At 41.2% G+C, this 25,625-nt stretch carries 23 protein-coding genes and 1 riboswitch; of the genes, 19 read left to right on the forward strand and 4 right to left on the reverse strand.

Annotated features, from left to right (window positions below; translation table 11 throughout):
* The first annotated feature begins 46 nt into the window (after positions 1–46).
* The 6 genes from queG (at position 47) to PQ478_RS03415 (ending at position 4,782) form a co-directional block, all read left to right on the forward strand.
* A complete protein-coding gene (queG, locus tag PQ478_RS03390) occupies positions 47–1,204 on the forward strand; it encodes a tRNA epoxyqueuosine(34) reductase QueG (protein ID WP_012957620.1) in 1,158 nt (385 codons plus the stop codon).
* Between the two features lie 69 nt (positions 1,205–1,273).
* Complete coding sequence (locus tag PQ478_RS03395) at positions 1,274–1,819, forward strand: methylated-DNA--[protein]-cysteine S-methyltransferase (RefSeq protein ID WP_075683204.1); 546 nt, start codon at positions 1,274–1,276, stop codon at positions 1,817–1,819.
* A gap of 127 nt (positions 1,820–1,946) precedes the next feature.
* Positions 1,947–2,879, forward strand: coding sequence for an amidase domain-containing protein (locus PQ478_RS03400; protein WP_075683203.1), 933 nt, complete (start codon positions 1,947–1,949; stop codon positions 2,877–2,879).
* Between the two features lie 144 nt (positions 2,880–3,023).
* Entirely contained in the window at positions 3,024–3,497 is a 474-nt protein-coding gene (gene trmL, locus PQ478_RS03405; protein ID WP_012957623.1) for a tRNA (uridine(34)/cytosine(34)/5-carboxymethylaminomethyluridine(34)-2'-O)-methyltransferase TrmL, read from the forward strand.
* A gap of 305 nt (positions 3,498–3,802) precedes the next feature.
* Positions 3,803–4,108 carry an antibiotic biosynthesis monooxygenase family protein gene (locus PQ478_RS03410; RefSeq protein ID WP_012957625.1) on the forward strand — a complete coding sequence of 102 codons (306 nt, stop codon included), beginning with the start codon at positions 3,803–3,805 and terminating at the stop codon, positions 4,106–4,108.
* 116 nt (positions 4,109–4,224) lie between these two features.
* Entirely contained in the window at positions 4,225–4,782 is a 558-nt protein-coding gene (locus PQ478_RS03415) for a YufK family protein (RefSeq protein ID WP_289235824.1), read from the forward strand.
* 34 nt (positions 4,783–4,816) lie between these two features.
* On the opposite strand, the gene PQ478_RS03420 is transcribed toward PQ478_RS03415, so the two are convergent.
* Positions 4,817–6,673, reverse strand: a complete 1,857-nt coding sequence (locus PQ478_RS03420; RefSeq protein WP_289235825.1) for a transglycosylase domain-containing protein — start codon at positions 6,671–6,673, stop codon at positions 4,817–4,819.
* 204 nt (positions 6,674–6,877) lie between these two features.
* On the opposite strand from PQ478_RS03420, the gene PQ478_RS03425 reads away from it, so the two are divergent.
* The 8 genes from PQ478_RS03425 to PQ478_RS03460 all read left to right on the forward strand — a co-directional run bounded on the left by PQ478_RS03425 (position 6,878) and on the right by PQ478_RS03460 (position 16,707).
* Positions 6,878–8,773, forward strand: a complete 1,896-nt coding sequence (locus tag PQ478_RS03425; protein ID WP_012957628.1) for a PrkA family serine protein kinase — start codon at positions 6,878–6,880, stop codon at positions 8,771–8,773.
* Positions 8,774–9,082: 309 nt separating this feature from the next.
* The gene (yhbH, locus tag PQ478_RS03430; RefSeq protein ID WP_012957629.1) at positions 9,083–10,255 is read left to right on the forward strand and encodes a sporulation protein YhbH; all 1,173 of its coding nucleotides are present in this window, start codon (positions 9,083–9,085) and stop codon (positions 10,253–10,255) included.
* Between the two features lie 112 nt (positions 10,256–10,367).
* Positions 10,368–11,351, forward strand: coding sequence for an aldo/keto reductase (locus PQ478_RS03435; protein WP_289235826.1), 984 nt, complete (start codon positions 10,368–10,370; stop codon positions 11,349–11,351).
* A 162-nt stretch (positions 11,352–11,513) separates the two neighbouring features.
* Entirely contained in the window at positions 11,514–12,530 is a 1,017-nt protein-coding gene (locus tag PQ478_RS03440) for an ABC transporter substrate-binding protein (RefSeq protein ID WP_289235827.1), read from the forward strand.
* A 1-nt stretch (position 12,531) separates the two neighbouring features.
* Complete coding sequence (gene fhuB / locus PQ478_RS03445; protein WP_289235828.1) at positions 12,532–14,514, forward strand: Fe(3+)-hydroxamate ABC transporter permease FhuB; 1,983 nt, start codon at positions 12,532–12,534, stop codon at positions 14,512–14,514.
* 26 nt (positions 14,515–14,540) lie between these two features.
* Complete coding sequence (locus PQ478_RS03450) at positions 14,541–15,428, forward strand: ABC transporter ATP-binding protein (protein ID WP_012957633.1); 888 nt, start codon at positions 14,541–14,543, stop codon at positions 15,426–15,428.
* A complete protein-coding gene (locus PQ478_RS03455) occupies positions 15,403–16,131 on the forward strand; it encodes an IucA/IucC family C-terminal-domain containing protein (protein WP_289235829.1) in 729 nt (242 codons plus the stop codon). Before PQ478_RS03450 ends, PQ478_RS03455 begins: the two co-directional genes overlap by 26 nt.
* A gap of 114 nt (positions 16,132–16,245) precedes the next feature.
* Positions 16,246–16,707 (forward strand): GNAT family N-acetyltransferase, encoded by a 462-nt coding sequence (locus PQ478_RS03460; RefSeq protein ID WP_289235830.1) that lies wholly within the window; start codon positions 16,246–16,248, stop codon positions 16,705–16,707.
* Between the two features lie 543 nt (positions 16,708–17,250).
* On the opposite strand, the gene PQ478_RS03465 is transcribed toward PQ478_RS03460, so the two are convergent.
* On the reverse strand, positions 17,251–18,435 hold the full coding sequence (locus PQ478_RS03465) for a DUF418 domain-containing protein (protein WP_289235831.1): 1,185 nt from the start codon (positions 18,433–18,435) through the stop codon (positions 17,251–17,253).
* A gap of 141 nt (positions 18,436–18,576) precedes the next feature.
* Between PQ478_RS03465 and nfsA the strand changes: the two genes are divergently transcribed.
* The 5 genes from nfsA (at position 18,577) to PQ478_RS03490 (ending at position 23,590) form a co-directional block, all read left to right on the forward strand.
* A complete protein-coding gene (gene nfsA / locus PQ478_RS03470) occupies positions 18,577–19,329 on the forward strand; it encodes an oxygen-insensitive NADPH nitroreductase (protein WP_289235832.1) in 753 nt (250 codons plus the stop codon).
* 94 nt (positions 19,330–19,423) lie between these two features.
* Positions 19,424–19,527, forward strand: a riboswitch (SAM riboswitch).
* A 97-nt stretch (positions 19,528–19,624) separates the two neighbouring features.
* Positions 19,625–20,803: a pyridoxal phosphate-dependent aminotransferase gene (locus tag PQ478_RS03475; protein ID WP_289235833.1), complete on the forward strand. Its 1,179-nt coding sequence runs from the start codon at positions 19,625–19,627 to the stop codon at positions 20,801–20,803.
* Between the two features lie 71 nt (positions 20,804–20,874).
* Entirely contained in the window at positions 20,875–21,771 is an 897-nt protein-coding gene (locus tag PQ478_RS03480; RefSeq protein WP_012957639.1) for a manganese catalase family protein, read from the forward strand.
* A gap of 116 nt (positions 21,772–21,887) precedes the next feature.
* On the forward strand, positions 21,888–22,949 hold the full coding sequence (locus PQ478_RS03485) for a tartrate dehydrogenase (protein WP_289235834.1): 1,062 nt from the start codon (positions 21,888–21,890) through the stop codon (positions 22,947–22,949).
* A 14-nt stretch (positions 22,950–22,963) separates the two neighbouring features.
* Positions 22,964–23,590, forward strand: coding sequence for a fumarylacetoacetate hydrolase family protein (locus PQ478_RS03490; protein WP_289235835.1), 627 nt, complete (start codon positions 22,964–22,966; stop codon positions 23,588–23,590).
* Positions 23,591–23,858: 268 nt separating this feature from the next.
* On the opposite strand, the gene PQ478_RS03495 is transcribed toward PQ478_RS03490, so the two are convergent.
* Complete coding sequence (locus tag PQ478_RS03495) at positions 23,859–24,497, reverse strand: class I SAM-dependent methyltransferase (protein WP_289235836.1); 639 nt, start codon at positions 24,495–24,497, stop codon at positions 23,859–23,861.
* Positions 24,498–24,644: 147 nt separating this feature from the next.
* Positions 24,645–25,607: a sensor domain-containing diguanylate cyclase gene (locus PQ478_RS03500; RefSeq protein ID WP_289235837.1), complete on the reverse strand. Its 963-nt coding sequence runs from the start codon at positions 25,605–25,607 to the stop codon at positions 24,645–24,647.
* Positions 25,608–25,625: the final 18 nt, after the last annotated feature.

Below are 25,625 nucleotides of genomic sequence, written 5' to 3' on the forward strand. Positions count from 1 at the left end.
GTATTGTAGCATAAAGGTGGATTTGGTAGAAGAAAGGTGATGGGGCATGATACTCGCCCAATTAAAAGAAGAGCTTATTGCATATAGTAAAACTATCGGAGTTGATAAAATCGGCTTTACTACAGCTGATCCATTTCTAGATTTGAAAGACCGCTTGGTGACCCAGCAGAATCTAGGCTATCAATCAGGTTTTGAAGAGCCGGATATTAATAAAAGAGTGCATCCTAATCAGAATTTAGAAGAAGCTAGAAGCATTATTTCCATAGCGTTAGCCTATCCTTCTAAAATGAAAGATGCACCGAAAAACACGAAGGATGCACGCCGCGGGATTTTTTGCCGGGCATCATGGGGGCAGGACTACCATGACGTGCTTCGTGACCGGTTAAGCAAAATTGAGAAGTTCTTAGAAGAGAAGGTGCCTCAAGCAAAAAAGGTATCAATGGTTGATACAGGAGCTCTATCTGACCGTGAAGTCGCAAGAAGAGCTGGAATCGGCTGGAGCGGGAAAAATTGTGCGATTATTACTCCTGAGTTTGGCAGCTATGTGTACTTAGGAGAAATCATAACCACTATTCCGTTTGAGCCAGATACACCGATGACTGATCAATGCGGCACATGCAATAAATGTGTGGATGCGTGTCCGACAGATGCCCTTGTTCAAGGGGGGCAGTTAAACTCTCAAGCTTGTATTGCCTATTTAACGCAAACAAAAGGATTTCTTCCTGAACCATATAGAGAAAAGCTTGGTAATCGATTATACGGGTGTGACACATGTCAGCAGGTGTGTCCTGAAAATAAAGGGAAAGATGTTCATCATCATCCTGAAATGGAGCCAGACCCAGAAATCGCTAAGCCGCTTCTGAAGCCTTTATTAACGATTTCAAACCGTGAGTTCAAAGAAACATTTGGTCACGTATCGGGCTCTTGGAGAGGGAAAAAGCCGATTCAGCGAAATGCAATCATAGCCTTAGCCCATTTTAAGGATGAATCAGCACTGCCTATTTTAGCTGAGTTGATGAAATCTGACCCAAGGCCCGTTATTCGGGGAACGGCTGCATGGGCGATCGGCAAAATAAGTCGAATGAACGAGAATCGTCGAAATGAAGAGAAAATTAAGCTTATATCAGCGAAAGAGCGTGAAAAAGACGATGAGGTACTCCGAGAGATTGATAGAGCGCTTGAAATGCTCGAAAATGCACAATGAGTAATTGGTCAACTTACCTAACAGTAAGGTAAGATGATGGAAAATGGACAATCGGAAGGAAGGGCTAACATGGCAGTAGAATCAACGCTTTTTGTTAATGAAATGGATAGTCCACTTGGTACGCTAACAATCGTTGCAACAGAACGAGGCGTTTGTCATATACATTTTGGAGATTTAGAAACATGTACAGCAGCTCTTCGGGCTAAATTAAGAAAGCAAGGTTTGACAGGTGAATTTATCAGGTGCGAAGAACAATCTGCAAACGATACGCTGCATTCTGTATGTGAGCAGCTGGGTGATTATTTTAAAGGTGAAAGAATTCAATTCGATGTTCCGCTTGATCTCTCAGGCACACCGTTTCAACGAAAAGTCTGGGAAGCCTTGCGAGAGATTCAATATGGTGAGACCAGGTCTTATAAACAAATTGCTGAATCTATTGGGGCACCTAAAGCTGTGCGTGCAATCGGCGGGGCTAATAATCAAAATCCCCTTCCAATTATTGTTCCTTGCCACCGCGTGATTGGCAGTAATGGAGCAATGGTAGGGTATGGCGGAGGATTAGACAAAAAAGAGATCTTACTTAATCTCGAAGGTGCAATTGAAAAAATTTCATAAACAATTTCTCAATATATAGCCTCTTTCATTTGAAGGGGGCTTATTTTTATATGAGAGGCATGATGGACAATACCTCGCTCATAAATTAAATAAAAGCATATTCGGTTATAAAAGGCAGGTGCGATGGATGGAAAGACGAATTGTTGAGCCTATTCATGCATTAATTCAAAAGAGAAATACACGATGGGTACAGACTGCCGAGCGTGATTCACCTGGTTCTCTTGAAAACCCCGAGGCAATGGAAAACCAATCAGAGTTGAATTGCTTTATGCGAGCTAAGGAGTCGTTAGTTCGGCGGGGAGGAGAATGTATCCGCTCTAAAGCATCCGGCACAATCCTTCGTAAACAGCAGATTGGCAGAAAGGAATTTGTGGATTATGTTGTTAAATATGAGCAGTTTATCCGCATCAAAAAGAACATTCATTTAACAGAAATCGTGGAAGAAAGAAGAGCTGTATTTGAAGACGGTCTCCTAACAAAAGACAGTGAGAAGAGGCCTCTTATTCAAAGAAGAGAGGACAAAGAGAGTTCTCAACCGTTAACATTTTTAAATGCAGCTGAAACAAGGAGCAGCCGTAATGCCTATAATCGTCTTGAGGCAGTAAAATATGCAGAGCGATGGTGGAATGATTATAACCCCGCCTATAAAAAGTTTAAGGATAACTGCACGAATTACATTTCTCAATGTCTTCAGGCTGGGGGAGCTCCAATGACAGGTGCCGGTAATCGTTCTAAAGGCTGGTGGATGCAAAAAGGCAATTGGAGCTACAGCTGGTCTGTTGCTCATTCCTTTAGGTGGTATTTGAGCGGGGCAAAGACAGGACTGCGGGGTGTTGAGAGAGAAAAGGCACGTGATCTGACTTTAGGTGATGTAATTTGCTATGATTTCAACGGAGACGGAAGGTGGCAGCACTCTACGATTGTGGTCGCAAAAGATGGAAACGGGGAGCCGTTAGTCAATGCACAGACAACGAACAGCCGGATGAGGTATTGGGCCTATGAAGATTCAACGGCCTGGACGCCGAATATAAAATATAAGTTTTTCCATATTAATGTATAAGGATCAAAAACCGCTTGAAGGTGACAAGCGGTTTCTTCTTTGATCTCACCTTTTGAAGTGATATACTAATTGTTATGTAAAATGAGATGTAAAATGAGATAATACATGATCATTTAAGAACATGAAGAAATAGAGGTGTGCCACTTGGGCTTACATATTGTCCTTTATCAACCTGAAATTCCTGCAAACACTGGAAATATTGCTAGAACATGTGCTGGAACGAATACATCGCTGCATTTAATCAGACCGCTTGGTTTTTCAACAGACGATAAAATGTTAAAACGTGCTGGCTGTGATTATTGGCCAAGCGTTGATATTCATTATTATGACTCGTTAGAAGAGCTGTTTGATACGTACAAAGAGGGCGAATTTTACTTTATTGAAACGGTTGGAACGAAAAATTTCAGTGAGTTTGATTACTCAGATGATAATAAAGATCATTTCTTTGTATTTGGACGTGAGACAACAGGTATTCCACAAGACATTATTGACCGTAATCTTGACCGCTGTTTTAGGATCCCTCAAACAGATAAAGTGCGTTCACTAAATGTGTCTAATACTGCGGCGATTGTGATTTATGAAGCCATCCGCCAGCAAGGATTTAAAGGGTTATCATAAATACGAAAAATCGACCTTACATCATGGTAAGGTCGATTTTTGTTAGTTCTTATGTGGATTGTCTTCGTAGCCAGCTGTGAAAATCGCAGCTAAAAATGCTACACAGACACCAAGGATTAGGATTGTACCCATGATTATTCCTCCTTGTGAGTCAACATAGTTTCTATTATAAAGCAAGTCTCTTGCAAATGAAATAAAAGCTGTCGAAAATCTTTGTCAAGCTCATGACGCTTTGCCAGAATACTTTGCAACTATGAGTGAAAACGTTATACTTAAAGGGAGCTTATGACAAAGGAGGAAGATCAATGTACGTTGTAATGAATGAACTTCACGTGCCAAAGCAAGCTAAAGAAGAACTTTCTAATCGTTTTGGCAATGCTGCTGAGAATATGAAGAAGGTACCTGGCTGCCTTGAATTTATGTTTTTAGGAAACGAAGACGAAGATGGTAAGCAAGTCGTTTTCACAAAATGGGAAACAAAAGAGCATTACGAAGAGTGGTTACATAGTGATGCGTTTAAGCGCGCACATAAAGAAAAGCGCGAGTCAAAAGAAAAAGGACCAACAACAGGAAATGAATTAAACGCCTATACGGTTATTCATCAATCCTAAGCAGCAGGCCCGTCCTGCTGTTTTTTTAGTGACTATGAACGATGTCTGGAAACGATGACTAGAAACGATACTTTGAAGCCAAGCTGGTATGAAATGAGAATAGGAGACATATAGGAATGTCGAATCGATATATTACGAGTCATTTCCCCTTAATTTCTATTTTGCTATTTAGTTTAACGTTTGCCCTTTATACTCAAACCCTCATTTTAACGCAGCTTGTTGACCTTGGAGTGTATGAGGGGATGCGCGAGTTTTTCTCTGAAAATGGGATTAAGTTAACGCTGTTATTTTTATTAATGTTGTTCTTTTTTATGATTTTTTCTGCGTTAAAGCTTATTGCAGATACTACGGTTGAGCTCTCCATGCTATTTTTCTCAAAAGATATTGAAGGGGTAGAGCTGAATAAAATACGTGCCGGATCGTCTATTTTTATGGCATTGAGCATTATTTCGCTTGCTCTTACACAGGATATCATTTATTTAACTGCGGCTTTTGCAGCTGCTTGTTTTATTTATTTTGTCTACTTCGTTTATAAAGTAAGTGATTCGCTTTCCATTCTAGGATTGATTGGACTTATCTTTTTTCATATTACCTTTTGGAGTACATTATTAATTGCTGTGATCTATGCGTTAGTAAAACTATATAACAGCTTTATGGCAAGTCTGCCAATATAGAAGGCCCGTTACAACGAATGTAACGAGCCTTTTCTTATTTCATAATCTCTCTCCAGATTGTTAAATGCGGGGAGCTGCCGTAAATAGCTGACAGTGATTCACGTCGATCCTTTCCGATCCAGATGCCTGTTGTATATTGTTCATTTAAGCCGATAAACCACATGTCATGATAATCATTTGTTGTTCCCGTTTTTCCTCCAACATAATTCGAGGAAATCGAGGCGCGCCTGCCGGTTCCGCTTCTTACAACCTCTCTTAAAAGAGTACGCATTTTATCATTTGTCTCAGGACTCCAAATCTCTGCATCCACGGCTTCCCAGCTGTATAAAATATCCCCCTCATCCGTTTTTACAGAACGAATGCCGTAAGCGGGAGCATACTGGCCATTGCGGCCAAACGGAGTATAGGAGCGGGTAAGTTCAAGCGGCGACATCCCGTAAGTAAAACCTCCTAATGCTGCAGGGAGAAAATGATCCTCTTTAGTTACTTCTTTAAAGCCGAATGTGTCTAAATAAGTAAAGGCTGTCTCAATCCCTACACGGTCAAGAATTCTTACTGCGGGCGTATTATACGAGTGTTTGAAAGCAGTCATTAAGCTGACATTCCCATATTGGCCGCCGCCGTAATTTTTTGGACAATATCCGTTCGAACAAAAGTTATTCGCATTAATAGAGCTTTGAAGAGGGACGGCTGATTCTTCCATATACGGTGCATAGACGAGAATCGGCTTAATCGCTGACCCGGGCTGCCTGTACATTTGATATCCACGGTGGAAATCAAACTTTTGATACGCTTTGCCGGCAGTTATCCCAACAAGTTCATTACGCAGATGATCAATCATAACTGCAGTTGCTTGGATGTCTGTTTGTGGCAGTGTGTTTGCGATCACATCATTGGCTCTTTTTTGCATGGCAGGATCGAGTGCCGTCTCGATATGTACACCTGATTGAAGCACCTTTTCCACTTTCTGATTCAGCTCTCGTTCAATCGCTTCAATCTGACGAGGAGATTCAGCAGACGAAAGTCTTCTGTTAAAGCCCTCCTCTTCAGCAATTAATTCTTTCAATTCATAATGAATATACGTTATGTAATCAGGGAAAAGATCAATCCTTTTCTTCGGAGTAACGGTTATTTGCTGTTTCTTTGCTTGATCAGCTTCCTCTATTGTAATGACCTCGGCTTCTAGCATTTTCTCAATGATCCAGTCTTTTCTGAGGTTCGTATTTTGACTGTTCTTTATTGGGTCATAGTGGGTTGGGTTATTAGGAACAGCACTCAAGAACGCGACCTCTGCTAGCGTGAGCTCTGAACTCGTACGCCCGAAATAAAATTGACTGGCCGCTTCAAAGCCGTACACACCATTTTGAAAATAGATCGTATTTAAATAGAGTTCAATAATTTCTTCTTTTGAGTACTGCTTTTCAATTTCATGAGCATATAACAGTTCACTTAACTTACGGTTATAGCTTTGTTCATGAGAAAGGAACACGTTGCGAGCAAGCTGCTGAGTCATCGTACTTGCCCCTTCTTCAATGGAACTGCTTTTTGCATTTATAACAAGCGCACGAATAATGGCTGTCCCGTCGTATCCTTTATGATCAAAGAACCTGCGATCCTCTGTTTGAATAAAGGCATCAATGACTTTCTTTGGAATGTCTTGAAATTCTATATACTCACGGTTGCCTTCATTATAAATCTCTGAGATAACTTGCCCTTCCTTATCATACATATAACTATTCGAGGACAATTCAATCGTATCTATGGCTACATGTTCTTCGAATACTTCACTTAAAGTCTGAATATCCTTTATTTCTGCTGCTGCTTCCATAAACAAAAAGGAGAAGCCGAAAAGCAGCAGGATAATCAGAAACCAGCCTATCAATGTTTTCATCTGTTTACACTCTTTTCCTATTAATCAATGATGATTGTACCACGACTTTTGTTGTTTTTGGGTTAAAGAATTACAGCTGTCATGGAAAATATTAATCTTTGTATTTGCCGAATGAAGTCATTATCTGAAATGGGATGCATGTTCACTTGGGCCTGTGCATAAAGTATATTAATCTCTCTTGACGATGAGGATGGGGGTAAAATAATGGATATCTTAAAAAAGATTGAGAATTTCAGAGAAGAAGAAGAGCGGTTGAAATGGGAAGGAACATTCGCTGACTACTTAGAGTTATTAAGAGAAAAACCGTACGTAGCCCAAACAGCACACTCCCGCGTTTATCATATGATTAAAGATGCTGGGGTGGAAGAAGAAAATGGAGGAAAGAAATACTCATTTTTCAGTGATCAAATCTATGGCTTAGAAGAATCAATTGAAAAGCTGGTAGAAGAGTATTTTCACTCGGCAGCGAAGCGATTAGATGTACGCAAACGTATCCTTTTATTAATGGGACCTGTCAGTGGTGGTAAATCAACTCTTGTTACGATGCTGAAAAGAGGTCTTGAGCAGTATTCACGCTCAGATCAAGGTGCTGTATATGCGATTAAAGGTTGTCCGATGCATGAAGATCCGCTTCATTTGATCCCGCAGCATTTACGAGGAGATTTCTTTGAAGAATACGGAGTGAAAATTGAGGGGAATCTTTCTCCACTTAATATGATGAGGCTTGAGCAGGAATATGGCGGAAGAATTGAAGATGTGATGGTTGAGCGTATCTTCTTCTCAGAGGATAAGCGAACAGGTATCGGTACATTTAGTCCGTCTGATCCTAAATCCCAAGATATTGCCGACCTGACAGGGAGTATCGATTTTTCAACGATTGCCGAATATGGCTCAGAGTCTGACCCGCGCGCTTACCGTTTCGACGGAGAATTAAATAAGGCCAATCGCGGGATGATGGAATTTCAGGAGATGTTGAAGTGTGATGAGAAATTCTTATGGCACTTATTATCACTAACTCAAGAAGGAAACTTTAAAGCTGGCAGGTTCGCGCTGATTTCTGCTGATGAGCTGATTGTCGCTCATACGAATGAATCAGAGTATAAATCGTTTATTTCAAATAAGAAAAACGAAGCCTTGCACTCGCGGATTATTGTGATGAAGATTCCTTATAACTTAAAAGTGAGTGAAGAGGAACGAATTTATAAGAAAATGATTCAAGACAGTGACTTGTCTCATGTTCATATTGCTCCGCATGCGCTTAAGGTGGCAGCTATATTTACCATTTTAACGAGATTAAAAGATCCTAAGAAACAAGGGGTCGACCTGGTGAAGAAAATGCGTCTATACGACGGAGAAAGTGTGGAAGGCTTTAACTCTCAAGATCTTGAAGAGTTAAAAGCAGAGCATCCAGATGAAGGGATGAGCGGGATTGATCCACGTTATGTCATTAACCGGATCTCATCTGCGATTATTAGAAAGCAATTAACATCGATTAATGCGCTTGATGTGTTAAGGTCGATTAAAGAGGGATTAAATCAGCACGCCTCGATCTCACAAGAAGACCGCGAGCGCTACATGGACTTTATTGCAGTTGCTAGGAAAGAATACGATAAAATCGCTAAGAAAGAAGTTCAAAAAGCGTTTGTGTATTCGTATGATGAGTCTGCTAAAACGTTAATGGACAATTACTTGGATAATGTTGAGGCCTATTGTAATAAAAATAAGCTGCGTGATCCATTAACAGGCGAGGAAATGACTCCAGACGAGAAGTTAATGCGCTCGATTGAAGAGCAGATCGGCATTTCAGAGAATGCTAAAAAAGCGTTCCGTGAAGAGATTCTCATTCGTATTTCTGCCTACGCACGTAAGGGTAAGAAATTTGATTATAATTCACATGAACGTCTGCGTGAGGCTATTCAAAAGAAACTCTTTGCTGATCTTAAAGATATCGTGAAAATTACGACATCTGTTAAGACGCCAGATGAGTCGCAGTTGAAGAAGGTAAATGAAGTTATTGCTAGATTAATTGATGAGCATGGCTATAACTCTACTTCAGCCAATGAGCTGCTTCGTTACGTCGGAAGCTTGTTAAATCGCTAATAAAGGGTGTCATCATCTCAAAGAAGAGATGATGACACTTTTTTATTTAGAGGAAGCGTATGTATGGTAAGGGATATTGATGTATTTTTGCTTGTACAACACGAATTTGTCAGAATTTATTAGCAACTCTTATCCCTGTCTGCATAGGATATTATAAGCCCCTATCTAAACGACAGTAAAACAAAGGGCGGTTCGAGATTAGTATATGACATTATTTGAGAAGTGTGCTTGGATATGTTGAAGGAAGTTGCTGATTATCAGGTTTGATTCATTGTATACAGAGGATGGAGATATAGGAGGGGAAAAGGTGTGAAAAATCCAAACAATCATAACTTTGTCGTGTCGCAAGAGAATTGGTCCCTCCATCGCAAGGGACATCAAGATCAAAGACGTCATCAAGAGAAGGTTCAGGAAGCGATTAAAAAGAACCTTCCTGATTTAGTAAGTGAAGAAAATATTGTTATGTCAAATGGACGTGAAGTCATACGTATCCCTATTCGGTCTTTAGATGAGTACAAAATTCGCTATAATTATGATAAGAATAAGCATGTTGGGCAGGGAAAAGGTGACAGTAAAGTAGGCGATGTAGTAGCAAGAGATCCGAATGCGCAGCAACAGCAAGGACCAGGAAAAGGCCAGGGTGCAGGAGAAGATGCAGGAGAAGACTATTTTGAGGCCGAAGTGTCAATTATGGAACTGCAGGAAATGCTGTTTAAAGAGCTAGAACTTCCTAACTTGCAGAAAAAAGAAGAAGCTGAAATTATTGTAGAAGATATTTCATTTAATGATATTCGAAAAAAAGGATTAATGGGTAATGTCGATAAACGCCGTACGATTTTATCAGCAATTAAACGAAATGCCCTAGAAGGCAGACCAGGTCTTATTCCGATTTATAATGATGATCTACGTTTTAAAACATGGACAGAAACGACCAGACCAGAATCAAAAGCCGTTGTACTTGCGATGATGGATACAAGCGGCAGTATGGGGCGCTGGGAAAAGTATATGGCACGCAGCTTCTTTTTCTGGATGACTCGATTCCTGCGTACGAAATATGAAACCGTTGATATTGAATTTATTGCTCACCATACAGAAGCTAAAGTCGTATCTGAGGAAGACTTCTTCTCAAAAGGGGAGAGCGGGGGAACGATTTGTTCATCGGCTTACCGCAAAGCACTAGAATTAATCAATCAAAAATATGATCCTAAGCGTTTTAATATTTACCCATTCCATTTTTCAGATGGGGATAATTTAACGAGTGATAATGCAAGGTGCTTAAAGCTTGTGCAGGAGCTGATGGAGAAGAGCAGTATGTTTGGATACGGGGAAGTCAATCAATACAGCCGTCACTCTACTTTGATGAGTGCCTATAAAAATATTGATGACCCTCGCTTTAGACATCATATTTTAAAAGAAAAAGGCGATGTATATCATGCGATGAAAACCTTCTTTAAAAAAGAAGAAGAAGGTGCGATGGCGTAGTAGACATTATAGTAAGCATTTCTTCGGCTGCGAAGAGGTGCTTTTTTTCTTTGTTTAAGGATTGTTTTGGCCGGATAGAGAGGGGGTAGAGCATTGATAAAGGAGTGATAGTATGAATTTACAAGAGGCATTGAAGAAGAAAATCGGGTTCGGTACAGCTCCTCTCGGCAATATGTTCCGAGATGTACCCGAGGAAGAAGCCATTAATACAATACAATCAGCTTGGGATCATGGTATCCGCTATTTCGATACAGCCCCTTTCTATGGATTCGGTTTAGCAGAAATGCGCTTAGAAAAGGTGCTTTCAGCATATCCAAGAGAGGAATACTTACTCAGCTCTAAGGTAGGGCGGATCGTGTCAGAGGAGAAAGAAGACAAAGAAGGTCTTTTCGAATATGCTCGTAAAAATAAAATCATTCATGATTACACCGAAGACGGTACGTTAAAGTCAATCGAAGATAGTCTTACACGTCTAAAAACAGATTACTTAGATTTTGTATTCGTGCATGATATTTCGCCTGATTTTCATGGGGATGAATGGATAACAAAATTTGATGAAGCCCGTAAAGGAGCCTTTCGAACTCTCAGCCGATTGCGTGATGAGGGAGTGATTAAATCATGGGGACTTGGAGTGAATACTACGACCCCAATTGAGCTCGCTATGCAATTAGATGATGTCCGGCCGGACCTATGTTTATCAGCCACTCAATACACGCTTATGCAGCATGAAGGTGCATTAGAGAAAATGATGCCCTTAGCTCAAAGAAAAAACATGGAATTTGTAATCGGCAGTCCTTATAACTCTGGGGCGCTCTTAGGAGGCGAGCACTTTGATTATGCAGAAATAACAGATGATAAAAAAGCGCATGTCCAGAAATTAAGGAAAGTGGCAGATGAACATAACGTTTCTCTTAAAGCAGCAGCCTTGCAATTTTCAACTGCTCATCCTGCAGTAAAAGCAGTCATACCTGGATCTACTAGACCAGGTCGAATAAAAGAGGATTTGGCTTCTATGGACGAGCAAATCCCTCGAGCCTTTTGGGAGGACTTGCTTGATCGTAAATTAATTTCTGCAAAAGCACCACTACCTAAATAAAAGAAAGCTGGTAAGACCATTCAGATTAACCTCTGAATGGTCTTAATTTATATAATAATGATAATCGATATCAATTAAACCTTGATCCTATTTAAATAGGATAGTATACTGTGAGTGTCAATGATAATCATTATCAAATTTACTTACATATTGGAGGAACAAATGATGAAGACATGGTTACGTTTAGCGGTCCTTGTTTTACTTATCTCTTTGCTTGCTGCTTGCGGCGGGAATACGGATGAACAGGAGTCAGCTGAAAATACAGAGGAAAACACAGAACAAATGGAAGGTACAGAAAGTACAGAGGCGGTGACAGTTCGAGATGCCTTTGGAGAAAAAACATTTGAGGAAACCCCATTAAAAGTTGTAGCACTTGAATGGACGTATGTAGAAGATTTACTTGCCTTAGGTGTGCAGCCTGTTGGTGTAGCTGATATTGAAGGCTATAACTCATGGGTCGATATTGATGCCGAGCTAGACCAAGACGTAGTTGATGTAGGGACACGTCAAGAGCCTAATCTAGAAATGATTGCTGAACTGGAGCCTGATTTAATTATTACAGCAGGTTTCCGTCATGAAGCGATTCAACAAGAGCTTGAATTCATTGCGCCAACATTATTCTTTGATCCTTACCCAACCGATGAAACGGTAAGTCAATACGATGAGATGGAAGAAACATTCCGTACGATTGCTAAAGTCGTTCAGAAAGAAGATGAGGCAGAGAGTGTTCTAGAAGAGCTAGATGCCAAATATGAAGAAGCTAAAGAACAAATTGCAGCAGCAGATCTAAAAACGAATGAGTTTGTGTTAACGCAAGCGTTCAGCGCCAACCAAGCCCCTACTCTTCGCTTATTTACACCAAATGCAATGGCTACACAGATTTTTGAAAAAGTGGGTCTTGAAAATGTATATGATTCTGGCCAATTTGAAATGTACGGTTACTCAGAGGTAAACGTAGAAGCATTGCCGGCAGTTGAAGATGCTAATTTCTTCTATGTTGTGCAAGATGATGACAATGTATTTGAAAATCAGCTTCAGTCTAACAGCGTTTGGCAGAACCTAAACTTTGTTCAAAATGATCAGCTTTACCCGCTTGGCGGAGATGCTTGGTTATTTGGAGGTCCGCTTTCAGCAATGACGCTTGTTGATCGCATTGTTGAAGTAGTGGAAGAGGAGTAGTATGAGCAAGTCTACAACTAGACGGAAGTCCATTTTCCTTTTTGGGGTGGGCTTCCTTCTCCTATTTATCACAAGCCTTGTTCATATCAGCCAAGGCCAAGCTGGCTATAGTGTCATGACGCTGTTAACTGAAGTATGGACGAATGGAAGGGTTCAAGATGTTGTGCTTGGACTGCGACTTCCTAGAGTAGTGATTGGAATACTTGCTGGGGGTGCATTGGCTGTTGCAGGTGTGTTACTACAAACAATCACGAAAAACCCGCTTGCATCAGCGAGTACACTCGGAATGAATGCGGGAGCTCATTTATTTGTTATAAGTGCCTTAATCTTTATGCCTGGAACACTTGGACAATTTCCGTTTCTGGTCGCTTTTCTAGGAGCAGCATGCGCTTCATTGCTGGTGATGATGCTTGTAGGAAAGGCGATGGAGCCCGTCCGGGTAGCATTAACTGGAATGGTGGTTGCCCTATTATTTTCATCTATTACGGGAAGTCTTCAATTAATCTTTGAAAATGAAACAAACGGTTTGTTCCTTTGGGGATCAGGGACACTTGTTCAGCTTGATTGGTCAGGTGTTCAATTTGCGGTAGGCTTTATTTTAGCAGGTGTAGGTATCGCGTTGTTAAATGCTAAAAGTTTAGATGTACTTACACTTGGGGAAGATATCGCCACCTCATTAGGTCAGCCCGTGCAAAGAGTGAAGGCGTTTGCTTGGATTAGTGCGATCTTGCTTGCTGCAACGACGGTAAGTGTGGTCGGCCCTATAGGGTTTGTCGGGTTAATTGCCCCTCATCTCGTTAGAATGATGGGAATTAAAGGACATCAACCGCTGATTATTCATTCATTTTTATGGGGAGCTATTCTCCTTATTACAGCTGATGTATTAGCACGCTGGATTCAGCCCGGTCAAGAAATACCTGTTGGTGCCATGACAGCTTTGATAGGTGGTCCGTGGCTGATGTATCTTGCGTACAAAACAGGTAAGAAACATTCAAGAAGACAGACGAAGCTAGGCGGACATACTGTATCTATGCCGTACCCGCTTTTATTAATGGCAGGAGCCATGGTGGCTGTTATAGTCACAGCCCTATCCGTTTCTTATGGGGCAGGTTCATTTTTCAGCTGGAATGATTGGCTGAATCAAGCTTATTTATCTCCTTTTGTATGGGAGTTTAGGGTGCCGAGGATTTTGACAGCTTTTGTGGTAGGGATGCTTCTTGCCATGTGCGGCGTGCTGCTTCAAGGAGTGCTTCGAAATCCATTAGCTGATCCAACGGTATTAGGGATCACATCAGGCGGAGGCGCGGGGGCAATGATTTTTCTTGTTTTATTCCCTGCAGCATCTATTCAATTTCTGCCTTTTGCTGCAATGATCGGTGCGGCCGTTTCAATCGGAATTATTTTACTTGTGACATGGAGGTCTAATTGGGAGCCTATTCTCCTTGCTTTAATGGGAGTTGCCGTATCTGCAGTAGGATCTGCCATTATTCAAATTATGGTCGTGAAAGCAAAGATGGGTGTCGCACCTGCACTTGCCTGGCTTGCAGGTTCTACGTATGCAAAGAGCTGGTCGCATTTACAGATTGTTCTTGTCGTCGCACTGATTACGATTCCTTTAGGATGGTTTTTATCAAGAAAGCTAGATTTACTATCATTTGGTGACGATGTGTCCACTGGACTTGGAATGAATGTCGGTCAAACAAGAATTCTCGCCATTATGTTAGGGGTCGCAATGGGTGCGGCTAGTGTCTCGATTGTAGGAACGATTGGATTTATCGGATTATTAGCACCCCATGCGGTAAGAAGGCTTGTGGGAGTGGAGCATCGCCGCCTTATTCCGTTGTCTCTACTCCTTGGAGGTATTTTACTTGTAGCTGCTGATTTTGTCGGACGATATATTTTAGCACCAAAAGAGATACCGGCGGGACTTGTCGTGGCCGTTCTTGGAACACCATATATTTTGTATTTATTAAGAAAAACATAAAGCTTTTAAGAGGGAGTGTGGCAAGTATGAAAAAGGCTGACAAAGGGCTGAGTGAAGTAACTTCAATACAAACAAATCGTCATGCCATCAGTGCAAGCGAGTTAACATTAGGTTACGATGAAAAAGTAGTGATCGATCAATTAGATGTGCATATCCCTGAAGGCGAGATTACGGTTTTCATAGGGGGAAATGGCTGCGGGAAATCAACGCTGCTTAGATCACTGGCGCGTCTTTTAAAGCCTCAGTCCGGTTCGATTCTCTTAGACGGCGAAGCTATTCATAAGCAATCTACTAAAGAAATTGCACGCCAGTTGGCCATACTCCCTCAAGGGCCTGAAGCACCAGAGGGGTTGACGGTCCTTCAATTAGTCAAACAAGGAAGATTCCCTTATCAAGGACTATTCTCCAAATGGACGGCAATGGATGAGGAGAAAGTGCAAGAGGCATTGAGAGCGACTCATTTAACGGAGCTAAAAGACCGCCCTGTTGATTCATTATCAGGGGGGCAAAGACAGCGCGCATGGATTGCGATGACTCTTGCTCAAGATACTGATATTATTTTGCTTGATGAGCCGACTACTTATCTGGATATGACCCACCAGATTGAAATATTGGATTTGTTATTTGATTTAAATGAAAAAGAAGGGCGGACGATTGTCATGGTGCTGCATGACCTTAACTTAGCATGTCGTTACGCGCATCACTTAATAGCTGTTCAAGATAAGGGGATTTATGCAGAAGGGAAGCCTGAGGACGTCATTACCTGTGATTTAGTCCGTGACGTATTTAAAATGGAGTGTCAAGTGACAGCCGATCCTCTATTTGGTACTCCTTTATGTATCCCGCATGGGAAAGGGAGATGCGTTGTGCGTGAGGAGGTCGAGAGAATTGATCCTTACAAAGCTCTCAGCTGAGGAAATTAGTGCCCTAGAGTCCACCCGTATGAATTTTCAATTGAATCAAACATATCCTCTCTCATGCAAGTCAGAAGAGTTATTTGATGATCATTTTCTCCTTTCTTATTTAGAAGGAGTGAAAATAGAAGTCCAAGCACCAGACTTGCTTGTAGCAGCTTCAATCTTCTCTAAACGATACAGCCTAGTGGTCACACTGCCCGCGCTTATGATGATGACGGTATACAATAAGCGTATGAGCTGGAAAACAGAAGATCTTGTTCTCACGGACTCGTTATCGGAAGAGTGGTGGCTTCCTGGCATCTTTCATCAACACATCGTTACCTATGAAATAAATGATGACCACCGCCTGCAGCAGCAAGAAATCTTATTTGAAGAATTATTTGCTTATCATTTATCTCCGTTATGGAGTAAACTAAACAAGCTCTCAGGTATTCCTGTCCCTACTTTATGGGAAAATGCCTTTTCATATATTAAGTGGTTTTATGAGACAGTGCTTCCTGAAAAAGCAGATCCTGCGAGAGTAGAGGATGATTTTGAATGGGTTGGGAATGCGGATGGGAACTTATTTGCTTCTAGAAAAAATCCATTTCAATCCTTTTGGCATGATGCAAAGAGGCATAAAGAGATGAGAAGGACCTGCTGCTTTGCTTACAAATGTTCTTCTGATAAAATCATGTGCAATTCTTGCCCCAAAAAATAAATACCTTTCCGGGAAGGCATCTAGGAAACTAGGTGTCTTTTTTGTGAAAACATTGGAAGGATATGACTTGTAGTGAATAGAATCATATAAAGAATGAAGAGAAGGAGAGTAGATATGGAGGTCAATTACATTCATGAAATGAAAGAAGAGCTTGCGAAACAACTGATTGAGTTGCAGCAGCAATCCTACCGCATAGAAGCCAATTTGATTAATTATCCGAATATCCCTCCTCTCAATGAAACCGTGGCGGACCTTTTGCGGGAGCCGAAGACCTGGCTTACTGCAAGCTCTGACAATCACATTATTGGAGCAATTGCTATAGAGACAAGAGCCGACCACTGGCTGTTAAACAAAGTGATCGTGTCACCTCGCTTTTTTAGAAGAGGAGTCGGGAGGATGCTCATTCAGAAAGTAAAGGAAGAGACAAGTGTCCCGCTTTATGTAACAACAGCAAGTCATAATACCCCTGCTGTTAAGTTATATGAAAGTGAAGGCTTTACTCAATTTAAGCACGAACGTACAACAGACGGACTGCTCCTTAGAACATTTGTGTATAGAAAAGAGCCTGAGACATAATTAAAGGTCACAGGCAAAGTAAATTGTATTCCTATAGTAGTTGTTGATTTCCGCTGCAGGGACTCGCTTTCCGCGGGCGGTCCGGAAGCCTCCTCGGGCTTTCGCCCTGTGGGGTCTTCCCTGGCCACGCACATCCCGCAGGAGTCGAGTCCCTTCCACTCCAATCAACGGAGTAAGGCTGTTGTTAAGTTGCTCCTTCAATTTTCAGTCCTTAGAAAGCGATTGGGGATGAAAGCATTTATACGTTGGCCTTAAGTGAACTGAATCGTAACAAAATCACCCCACTTAATACTTTCACAATGCAATAAATCAGCGGATGAAATATGCGAGACTTCTGTGGGGACTAGAGCAGGAGTGAGATCCCACAGGGCATTAGCCCGAGGAAGCTCACTAGCTCCCCACGAAAAGCGAAGTGTATTTCAGGAGCGGCGCCCCCCTCAAACATTCGGTTATTTTCAAGCTGCATTTGCGAGCTGTTTACATAGGCCGCATCTCTAATATCCATATATCCACAAGTTAAAATACTCTTATCCCATTCTCTGTTTATCGCTTTAACTTAGGAATCTCAAGATAGGTTCCTGCTCGCCATACCCATTCAAATGGTCCCATTTTAAAGCGCGAGAGCCACCAGCTGCTGAATAGTACTTGGAGCAAGAAAAATCCAACGGCAAGAAGAGCACCCGCAAAATAGCCAATACTATTAAATAAGCCAATTCCATACCCGAAGAATAAGGTAGTAAAGACGATGGACTGCATTAAATAGTTTGTTAGAGACAGCCTGCCGACTTTTGCTAAAGGCTGTAACCATTTTTGTGCTTTAGGGCTTGTAGCTAAAAGAGCAATACTTGTTGCATAGAACATTGCGACAAGCGGTCCGCCGATTGTCATATGAAGCATTTCATAGGAATAGGAATCCCCCATAAAAGCATGTGGAATTTTAGCAGGGAACCCAACGAGCATCGTGATCCACCATATTTTCTTTATGAATGGACGGTTCTCTTCAATAGTCAACAGCCACTTTTTCCGCGCAACAAATGCACCGAGTAAAAACATGCCAAGAACAGCTACTACCGCATTAAATGTAACAAGAAGCTGGCCCCATCCGCCCATTCCAAATGGATCTGTTGTTAACCTGAATTGTACAACTTCTGCATATGTCCCAGACGTGAGCACTTCTTTTTCTTCTGCAGAGTAGGCTGCTAGTGAATCTTCAAAAGTGAAGGTGGATTCATCCTCTGGCATTGCAATACTTGAAGCCATCAATAACAAAATGATAAAAGACCAGATAAGAAGGCCTCGTTCCTTTAAGCGGAGAAATAAAAATAAGATAAATCCTCCGATCGCATATGTTATCAGAATATCTCCATCCCAAATCAAAAGGTAATGGGCTAACCCAGCGAAAAGCAGAATGAACATTCTTCTATAATATACGGTTCCAAATCGGAGTTCGCGTTGTTCAAGCCTCTCTTTCAAAAGGGCCATCCCGTAACCGAATAAAAATGAAAATAAGGTATAAAAGCTTGCTGTGGCAAAGAATAAGGTCGCACTCTCAGCAACTCGGTCAATTGTACCTAATGGGTAATAATCATGCAGCCCTGGAATCAAGAAAAGACCGTATTGAAAATGCAGGCTGTTAGCAAGTAAAATCCCGAGTAATGCGAGCCCGCGCATCATATCAAGGGAGGCAATCCGTTCATTGTCTTGGATTGAGGTAGCTCGTGTGTTCATCTCAAACCTCCTGTGTAAAATTGGAATCATAGTAACTTACTCATTGTAAAATATTTCTATTACTCTCACAAGACACAATTCTTTCTCCAGCTAAATAGATCATGTAAACTATTTAATAAATCAGAAAAAAGGGTGATTCTTATGAAAAATGAAATGACAGAGCTCTTGCAAAGCCACCGTTCGATTCGTGCCTTTACTAGTGAAAAAGTAAGTAAAGGGATGATAGAGGAAATCATCGAGTCCGGCAGGTGGGCGCCTACTTCCCATCACGTTCAAGCTTACAGTATTGTTGTCGTCACAGATCAGCAGAAAAAAGATACATTAAGTGAGCTGTGCGGCAGCCAGAAGTATGTCGCTGATTGCCCAGTATTTTTCGTCATTTGTGCAGATTATAACCGTCTAAAAAAGGCTAGCGACAAACATGGGGCTCCTCTTGAAGTTAGAGGCATCGAACAAGTTCTTGTAGGAGCAGTTGATGCAGCCCTTGTAGCTGAAAATATGCTTATTGCTGCAAGGTCCTATGGTCTTGGCGGAGTGATGATCGGCGGCATTCGAAACCTTCCGGACCAAGTAAGTGAGCTTCTCGATCTTCCTGATTATACATTTCCTGTAATGGGATTATGTATCGGTTATCCTGATCAAAACCCTGCTCAAAAGCCACGGCTGCCAAAGGCTGGTGCTGTTCATTATGAGACCTATCAACACGATCAAATCACATCATCTCTTGATCAATATGATGAAGAAATGAAGCAATATTATTCAGAGCGGACAAACGGAACAAGGAAAACTACGTGGACTGAGATGATGGCAGCTCACCACTCTACACCAAAGCGTGCACATCTCGACCAGTTTCTAAAAAATCAAGGATTTTTACATTCTGACACAAAAGATTGACAAATCGTTAACAATTCTGTAAACTCTCATTCATAAAGAGTAAATACATAATGTGTAGCGCTTTCACAGAGTGTTAGACAAAATGAATAATCATCACTTATCCAGAGTGACCGAGGGAACAGGCCCGACGACGTCCAGCAACCGCCGCAAGGAAAGGTGCTCCTTCCTGCAGAATCATTGTATTCTGAAAGATAAGCGAATTGTCTTATTCAGACAAGAGCCTTTTCAGAATATGGAAAGGCTCTTTTTTTATTTTTTAGTTAATAAATAGGTAGAAAATATAGAGGTGACAAACATGAAAACATTTGAATCATCTAGAGCTATGGAGAGGCTCCCAAGTCAATTTTTTGCAAAACTCGTTAAAAAGGTGAATGAAGTGAAGAGACATAGTGATGATGTGATTAATCTCGGGCAAGGCAATCCGGATCAGCCGACACCTGCACATATCGTTGAGAAATTAAAAGAAGCAGCTGACAATCCAATGCATCATAAATATGCTCCTTTTGCAGGCCATACGTTTCTAAAGGAAGCTGTCGCTGAATATTACCATCGTGAATACGGAGTAGAAATAGATGCACAAACAGAAGTGGCTGTACTGGGCGGGGCTAAAACAGGTCTAATTGAGCTTAGTCAGTGCTTGTTAGATCCTGAAGATCTTGCCCTCGTACCAGATCCTGGATACCCTGATTACTGGTCAGGGGTTGAGCTTGCCGGAGCAAAGATGCACATGATGCCTCTGTTACAAGAATTGGATTTTCATCCCGACTTTACAACACTTAAAGAAGAAACACTTGAACAGGCTAAATTAATGTTCTTGAATTACCCTAATAACCCAACTGGCGCGATTGCTACACCAGCTTTGTTTCAAGATGCAATTGAACTTGGCCAAAAGCATGATCTATGTATTGTTCATGATTTTGCTTATGGGGCGATTGGTTTTGAAGGAAAGAAACCTCTTAGCTTCTTGCAATTAAAAGGAGCAAAAGATGTTGGTGTAGAAGTGATGACGTTATCCAAAACATACAATATGGCAGGTTGGAGAGTCGGGTTTGTTGTTGGAAACAAAAGCGTGGTGAGTGCAATTGAAAAGCTTCAGGATCACTTATTTTGCAGTATTTTTGGAGGGATTCAAGAAGCGGCTGCTCATGCGCTCTTATCAGAGCAACAGTGTGTAGAGGATCTTGTAGCCACATATGAGGCCCGCCGTAACGTACTAGTTGAAGCAGCACATAAAGCAGGGTGGGAAGCAGAAGCGCCGCTTGGTTCGTTCTTTGCATGGTTCCCTGTCCCAAAAGACTATACATCAGAAGAATTTGCCGATATTCTTCTTAAAGAAGCAAGAGTTGTGGTCGCTCCTGGGGTCGGGTTTGGTAAATACGGAGAAGGATATGTTCGCATAGGGCTGCTTGCAGATGAAGACACATTAAGAGAGGCAATGGAGCGTATCGGGGCTCTTCGGCTCTTTGACAAATAAAAGGTAATAAGACAAACAATCTCTCACATAAAACATATAGAGTTACTATATGTGAAATAGGAGGGATTGTTTTGTTTACTCGCTATAATCGCTTAGCTATTGAACTCCCTAAGCCAAAGGCTCCTGATGCCAATGCCGCTGCTGCTGTACAGGAACTTCTTGGCGGGAAATTTGGGGAGATGTCGACGTTAAATAACTACTTATTTCAGTCATTTAACTTCCGGAACAAAAAGAAGCTGAAACCGTTTTTTGATTTAGTCGCTAGTATTACAGCTGAAGAGCTTGGTCATGTTGAACTGGTCTCAAACACGATTAACTTAATGATTGAAGGGACGACATTCCCAGGAGACCCGAATATTGCACCGATGCAGGCAGCTACTGACAAGCGGAATACAGCCCATTTTATTCAAACGGCACAAACGTCTTACCCAATGGACTCAATGGGAGGATCGTGGAGAGGAGACTATGTTTTTAACAGCGGCAACTTAATCCTTGATTTATTACACAATTTCTTCTTAGAGTGCGGAGCGAGAACACATAAGATGCGTGTATATGAAATGACAAGCAACCCAGTAGCTCGTGAGATGATTGGGTATTTACTTGTGCGCGGCGGAGTTCATGTTGTGGCTTATGCAAAAGCAATTGAAATTGCAACAGGTGTTGATGTAACAAAGATGCTTCCGATTCCAAACTTGGATAATGCGGCGTTTGAGACAACAAGGAAATTCGAAGCTGAAGGCGTGCACCGTAAATTATATACATGGAGTGCCACAGATTACAGAGATATAGATAAGATCTGGAAAGGAAATCACCCACTGCAGGGAGGCCAGCTCGAAGTGATCGTAGGGGCCCCAGCCGGAGCACCAATGCCTGACTTAGAAGAAATTCCTGAGGAGTTTGCACCTGGGATCTCTAAGGAAGATTTTGATGAAATTGTCAAACGTCTTCAACGTTCTGCTGGTATATGATAAACGGAGCGCACAGTATGAACATATATTGTGCGCTTCTTTCGTTTTACGAAACAAAGCGCTTTCAATTTTTAGAATTATTTAATAAAATATGAATTGGAGAGGAGTGTTGAAAAATGAAACAGATAAAATTAGCAGTCATCCCAGGAGACGGGGTTGGCGTTGAAATTATGCCGTACGCAACAAAGGTACTAGATGCAGTAGCAGACTTGCACGGAGGTCTGAAATTTGAGCATGAGTGGTATCCATACAGCTGTGAGTATTATCTTGAGCATGGCGAGATGATGCCAAAAGATGGACTAGACCAGCTTAGCCAGCATGATGCTGTCTTTTTAGGAGCAGTAGGAAATCCAAAGCTTGTTGCGGACCATATCTCTTTATGGGGGCTACTAATCAATATCCGCAGGGGCTTTAAACAAACATTAAATATTAGACATGCTAAACAATTAAGAGGCATTCAACCGATGGTCACTAATCCTGGCGGGTTTGATCTTATTGTTGTTCGTGAAAATAGTGAGGGTGAATATAGTGAAGTAGGCGGCCGTATCCATTCTGGTGAAGATGAGCTTGTTGTCCAAAATGCAGTTTTTACGAGAAAAGCAACAGAACGCGCGATGCGTTATGCCTTTGATTTAGCTAAAACTAGAAAAGGTCATGTCACAAGTGCCACAAAGTCAAATGGAATTGTATTCTCTATGCCGTTTTGGGATGAAGTATTTGAACAAGTAGGACAAGACTATCCGGACATTGAAAAACGTACAGCTCACATCGATGCCTTATCTGCGTTCCTTGTATCTAAACCAGCAGAATTTGATGTGATTGTGGCGAGTAACTTATTTGGCGATATCTTAACTGATATTAGTGCAGCAGTCATGGGGAGTATTGGAATCGGCCCTGCTGCCAACTTAAATGTAGACGGTACACATCCTTCCATGTTTGAGCCTGTACATGGCTCTGCCCCTGATATCGTTGGGCGTGGAATTGCTAACCCAATCGGTCAAATTTGGACGGGGAAAATGATGCTTGATCACTTTGGAGAAAGCGAGCTTGCTGATCAGCTGCTCACCATTGTGGAAGATGTAACGGAATCGGGTATGAAAACCCCTGATGTGGGCGGCAATGCGACAACAGGCGAAGTCAGTGAAGAAATCATTTCACGGATTAAACAACTTACTTAAAAGGAGTGATTGTCATGAATGAAGTGAAAAATATCTTTTGTATCGGCCGTAATTATGCCAAGCATGCGGTCGAATTAGGAAATGAAGTGCCGGAAGCTCCAATTCTTTTTACAAAGCCGACACATGCCCTTACTTATGCTATAGGAGAAGACATTACGTTTCCGGCTGATAAAGGGGAGATTCACCATGAACTAGAAATTATTCTACATATCGACAAGCCTGTAAAAAAAGGTGACCGCTTAGAAGATGTAGTAAGTGATATTTCACTTGGGATTGATTTCACATTAAGAGATGTGCAAAGTGAACTTAAGAAAAAAGGTCAGCCATGGGACAGAGCGAAAGGGTTCCCTAATGCAGCGGTCACGACAGAACGCTTTCCTTTCCCAGGCATAGAAGCATGCCGCAAAGAAACATTCTCACTTCTTAAAAACGGCGAAGTGGCTCAAGAAGGAACAATTAACGAGATGATGTTTGATTTTCAAGCGATTATCGATGAATGCCAGGAAGTGTTTGGATTAGGTGCAGGGGATTTAATCTACTCTGGTACACCAGAAGGAGTCGGTCCTATTAAAGATGGAGATCAATTCGAGTTTTTCTGGGGTAGCGAACGCATCGGAAGCTTTATTGTATCAATGAAATAAATGAAGAGGAGCTGATCCGAATGGGTCAGCTCCTTAGTTTATGTGGCGAGAGTGGCGCAATTATTCGGTGAACAAATACAATTCTGCTGCACACTGACGCATATCTTGGTTGAATCCGCACAATAACAAGAGAACGACGCAATAAGTCCGGCAACGAACGCAATAACGTGATCAACACGCACAATCAGCTTGCCAACTAACACATAAATTCCTTAAAAGAATACAATGAACACTCATACATCTACGCCAAAAGATCAGGCAGATTAGGTTAATCATTCAAAGCTGTATAAACGGCCACTTTGTATTCGAATCGAGTTTTCTCCACAGCCTTTCCCGGGTCTCCAAAATAAAAGCCTAACAGCTTACGTGCTTCTTCCACATGATCAAAGATAAAAGCTGTCTCAATTACGTGATAATCAAAACCGCGCTTAATCCAGTAATTTGTGCTGCTCGTAATCGGACGTTCTGAGAGCGCACAAAACTCATCTTCCCCGTAATTGTCAACGATTATCAATGGCCCGCCTTTTTTAACTACCCGCTTCATTTCGGCTATCCCTTTATCAAGGTCAGTAATTCCTTCAAAGAAGAAGGCCCAAGTGGAATAGGCGGCATCAAATGTATGCGTGTGAAAAGGAATATCTTGAGCGCACCCTTTTGTAAAAATCACTTGCTTTGTGCGGTCAATCATTAACTCATCGGGCTCCATTCCAATAATCGTACGTTGAGTGGTTTGCAGCTTTTCTGCTGTAAATCCATTTCCTGCTCCTATGTCAAGAATCAATCCATTAGGCAGCAGTTGTTGTAGTTCATCTATTACTTTCCCCTCCCGGTCCATACACCGGCGTTCAATCTCAAATAATTCAGGGTGGGTGCCCCCGTAAAAAGGAATAATATCAGTTTGTTTCATTTTATATGCCTCCTTTTAAATTTATGAGATGTAAGGAGACACACTTCGTAATTTCACCATCCAATCACCTCTAGCCTATATTATCACGTTTTTCTGATTTTCAGCGGCGGTTGTGGAAGAAGAATGGTATGATGCCAACTTCATAAATTAAACATTTTCACTATAAAAGTGATAAGTGTTCTTCCCTGCTGACTTTGAGCAATATAACGCTTTATCTGCATTAGCAAGCAAAGTCTTTAAACTAATACTATTACTGTTTGGATAAGAAACAATTCCTATACTTGCTGACAGTTTACATTTATCTAATTCGTTAGTCCATGTATTTAAATAGTTAAGTAAACGTTCTGCCTGTTTACACACTTCTTTTTTATTTGAAATGTAAGGGAGATTAACGATAAATTCATCGCCCCCTAATCTTACTGCAAATGCATCAGATTGTTCTTTTATAAATTCATTAAGCTTAAAAGCAACTTCTTTTAATAAAAGGTCGCCAGTTTCATGCCCATATATATCATTTACACTTTTAAACCCATCTAAATCTAAAAAAAATAGTGTTCCCTCGGATTCAACGTTTGTTTCAAAGTGTTTATAGAGGTACTGCCTGTTATATAATCCAGTTAAAGAATCTCTATAAGCTAGGCGCTCTAACTCTAACCAATAAGAAAACATTTTAGCAATTCGTTGGAGCATATTAATATTTTGCTTATCAAAATGTGTGTCTTCATGATGAGCCACACACAATGTCCCAAACACGTTTCCATCAATGAGGTAGATTGGGATTCCCAGATAGGATTTAATATTGACTTCAACAAGTGCTTCTTCCAGGTCACCCAGCCAATCTTCTTTATTTAAGTCCTCATAAATTAAAGGCCTGTTATTTTCAAAATTTACTCGATGACATAAAGTCTCATTAAGGTCTATAACCATTCCTTCAGATATTAGTATCTCTGTATTTGTGTCTGATAACTTGAGTATGGTTTGCTGTTTATCGTTTAAAGCGTTTAAATAAATTAGTTTGCCAGGCATAATTTGTTTTGCTAAGTCTAATAGCTCTTTAGCTAGATCATCAAAATTTTTATACAGCTGTATTTCATGTAATGGAATTCCCATAATACACCTCATAATTTA

Origin of the sequence: Alkalihalophilus pseudofirmus, assembly GCF_029094545.1 — a bacterium.
Classification (GTDB): domain Bacteria; phylum Bacillota; class Bacilli; order Bacillales; family Bacillaceae_D; genus Alkalihalophilus; species Alkalihalophilus pseudofirmus.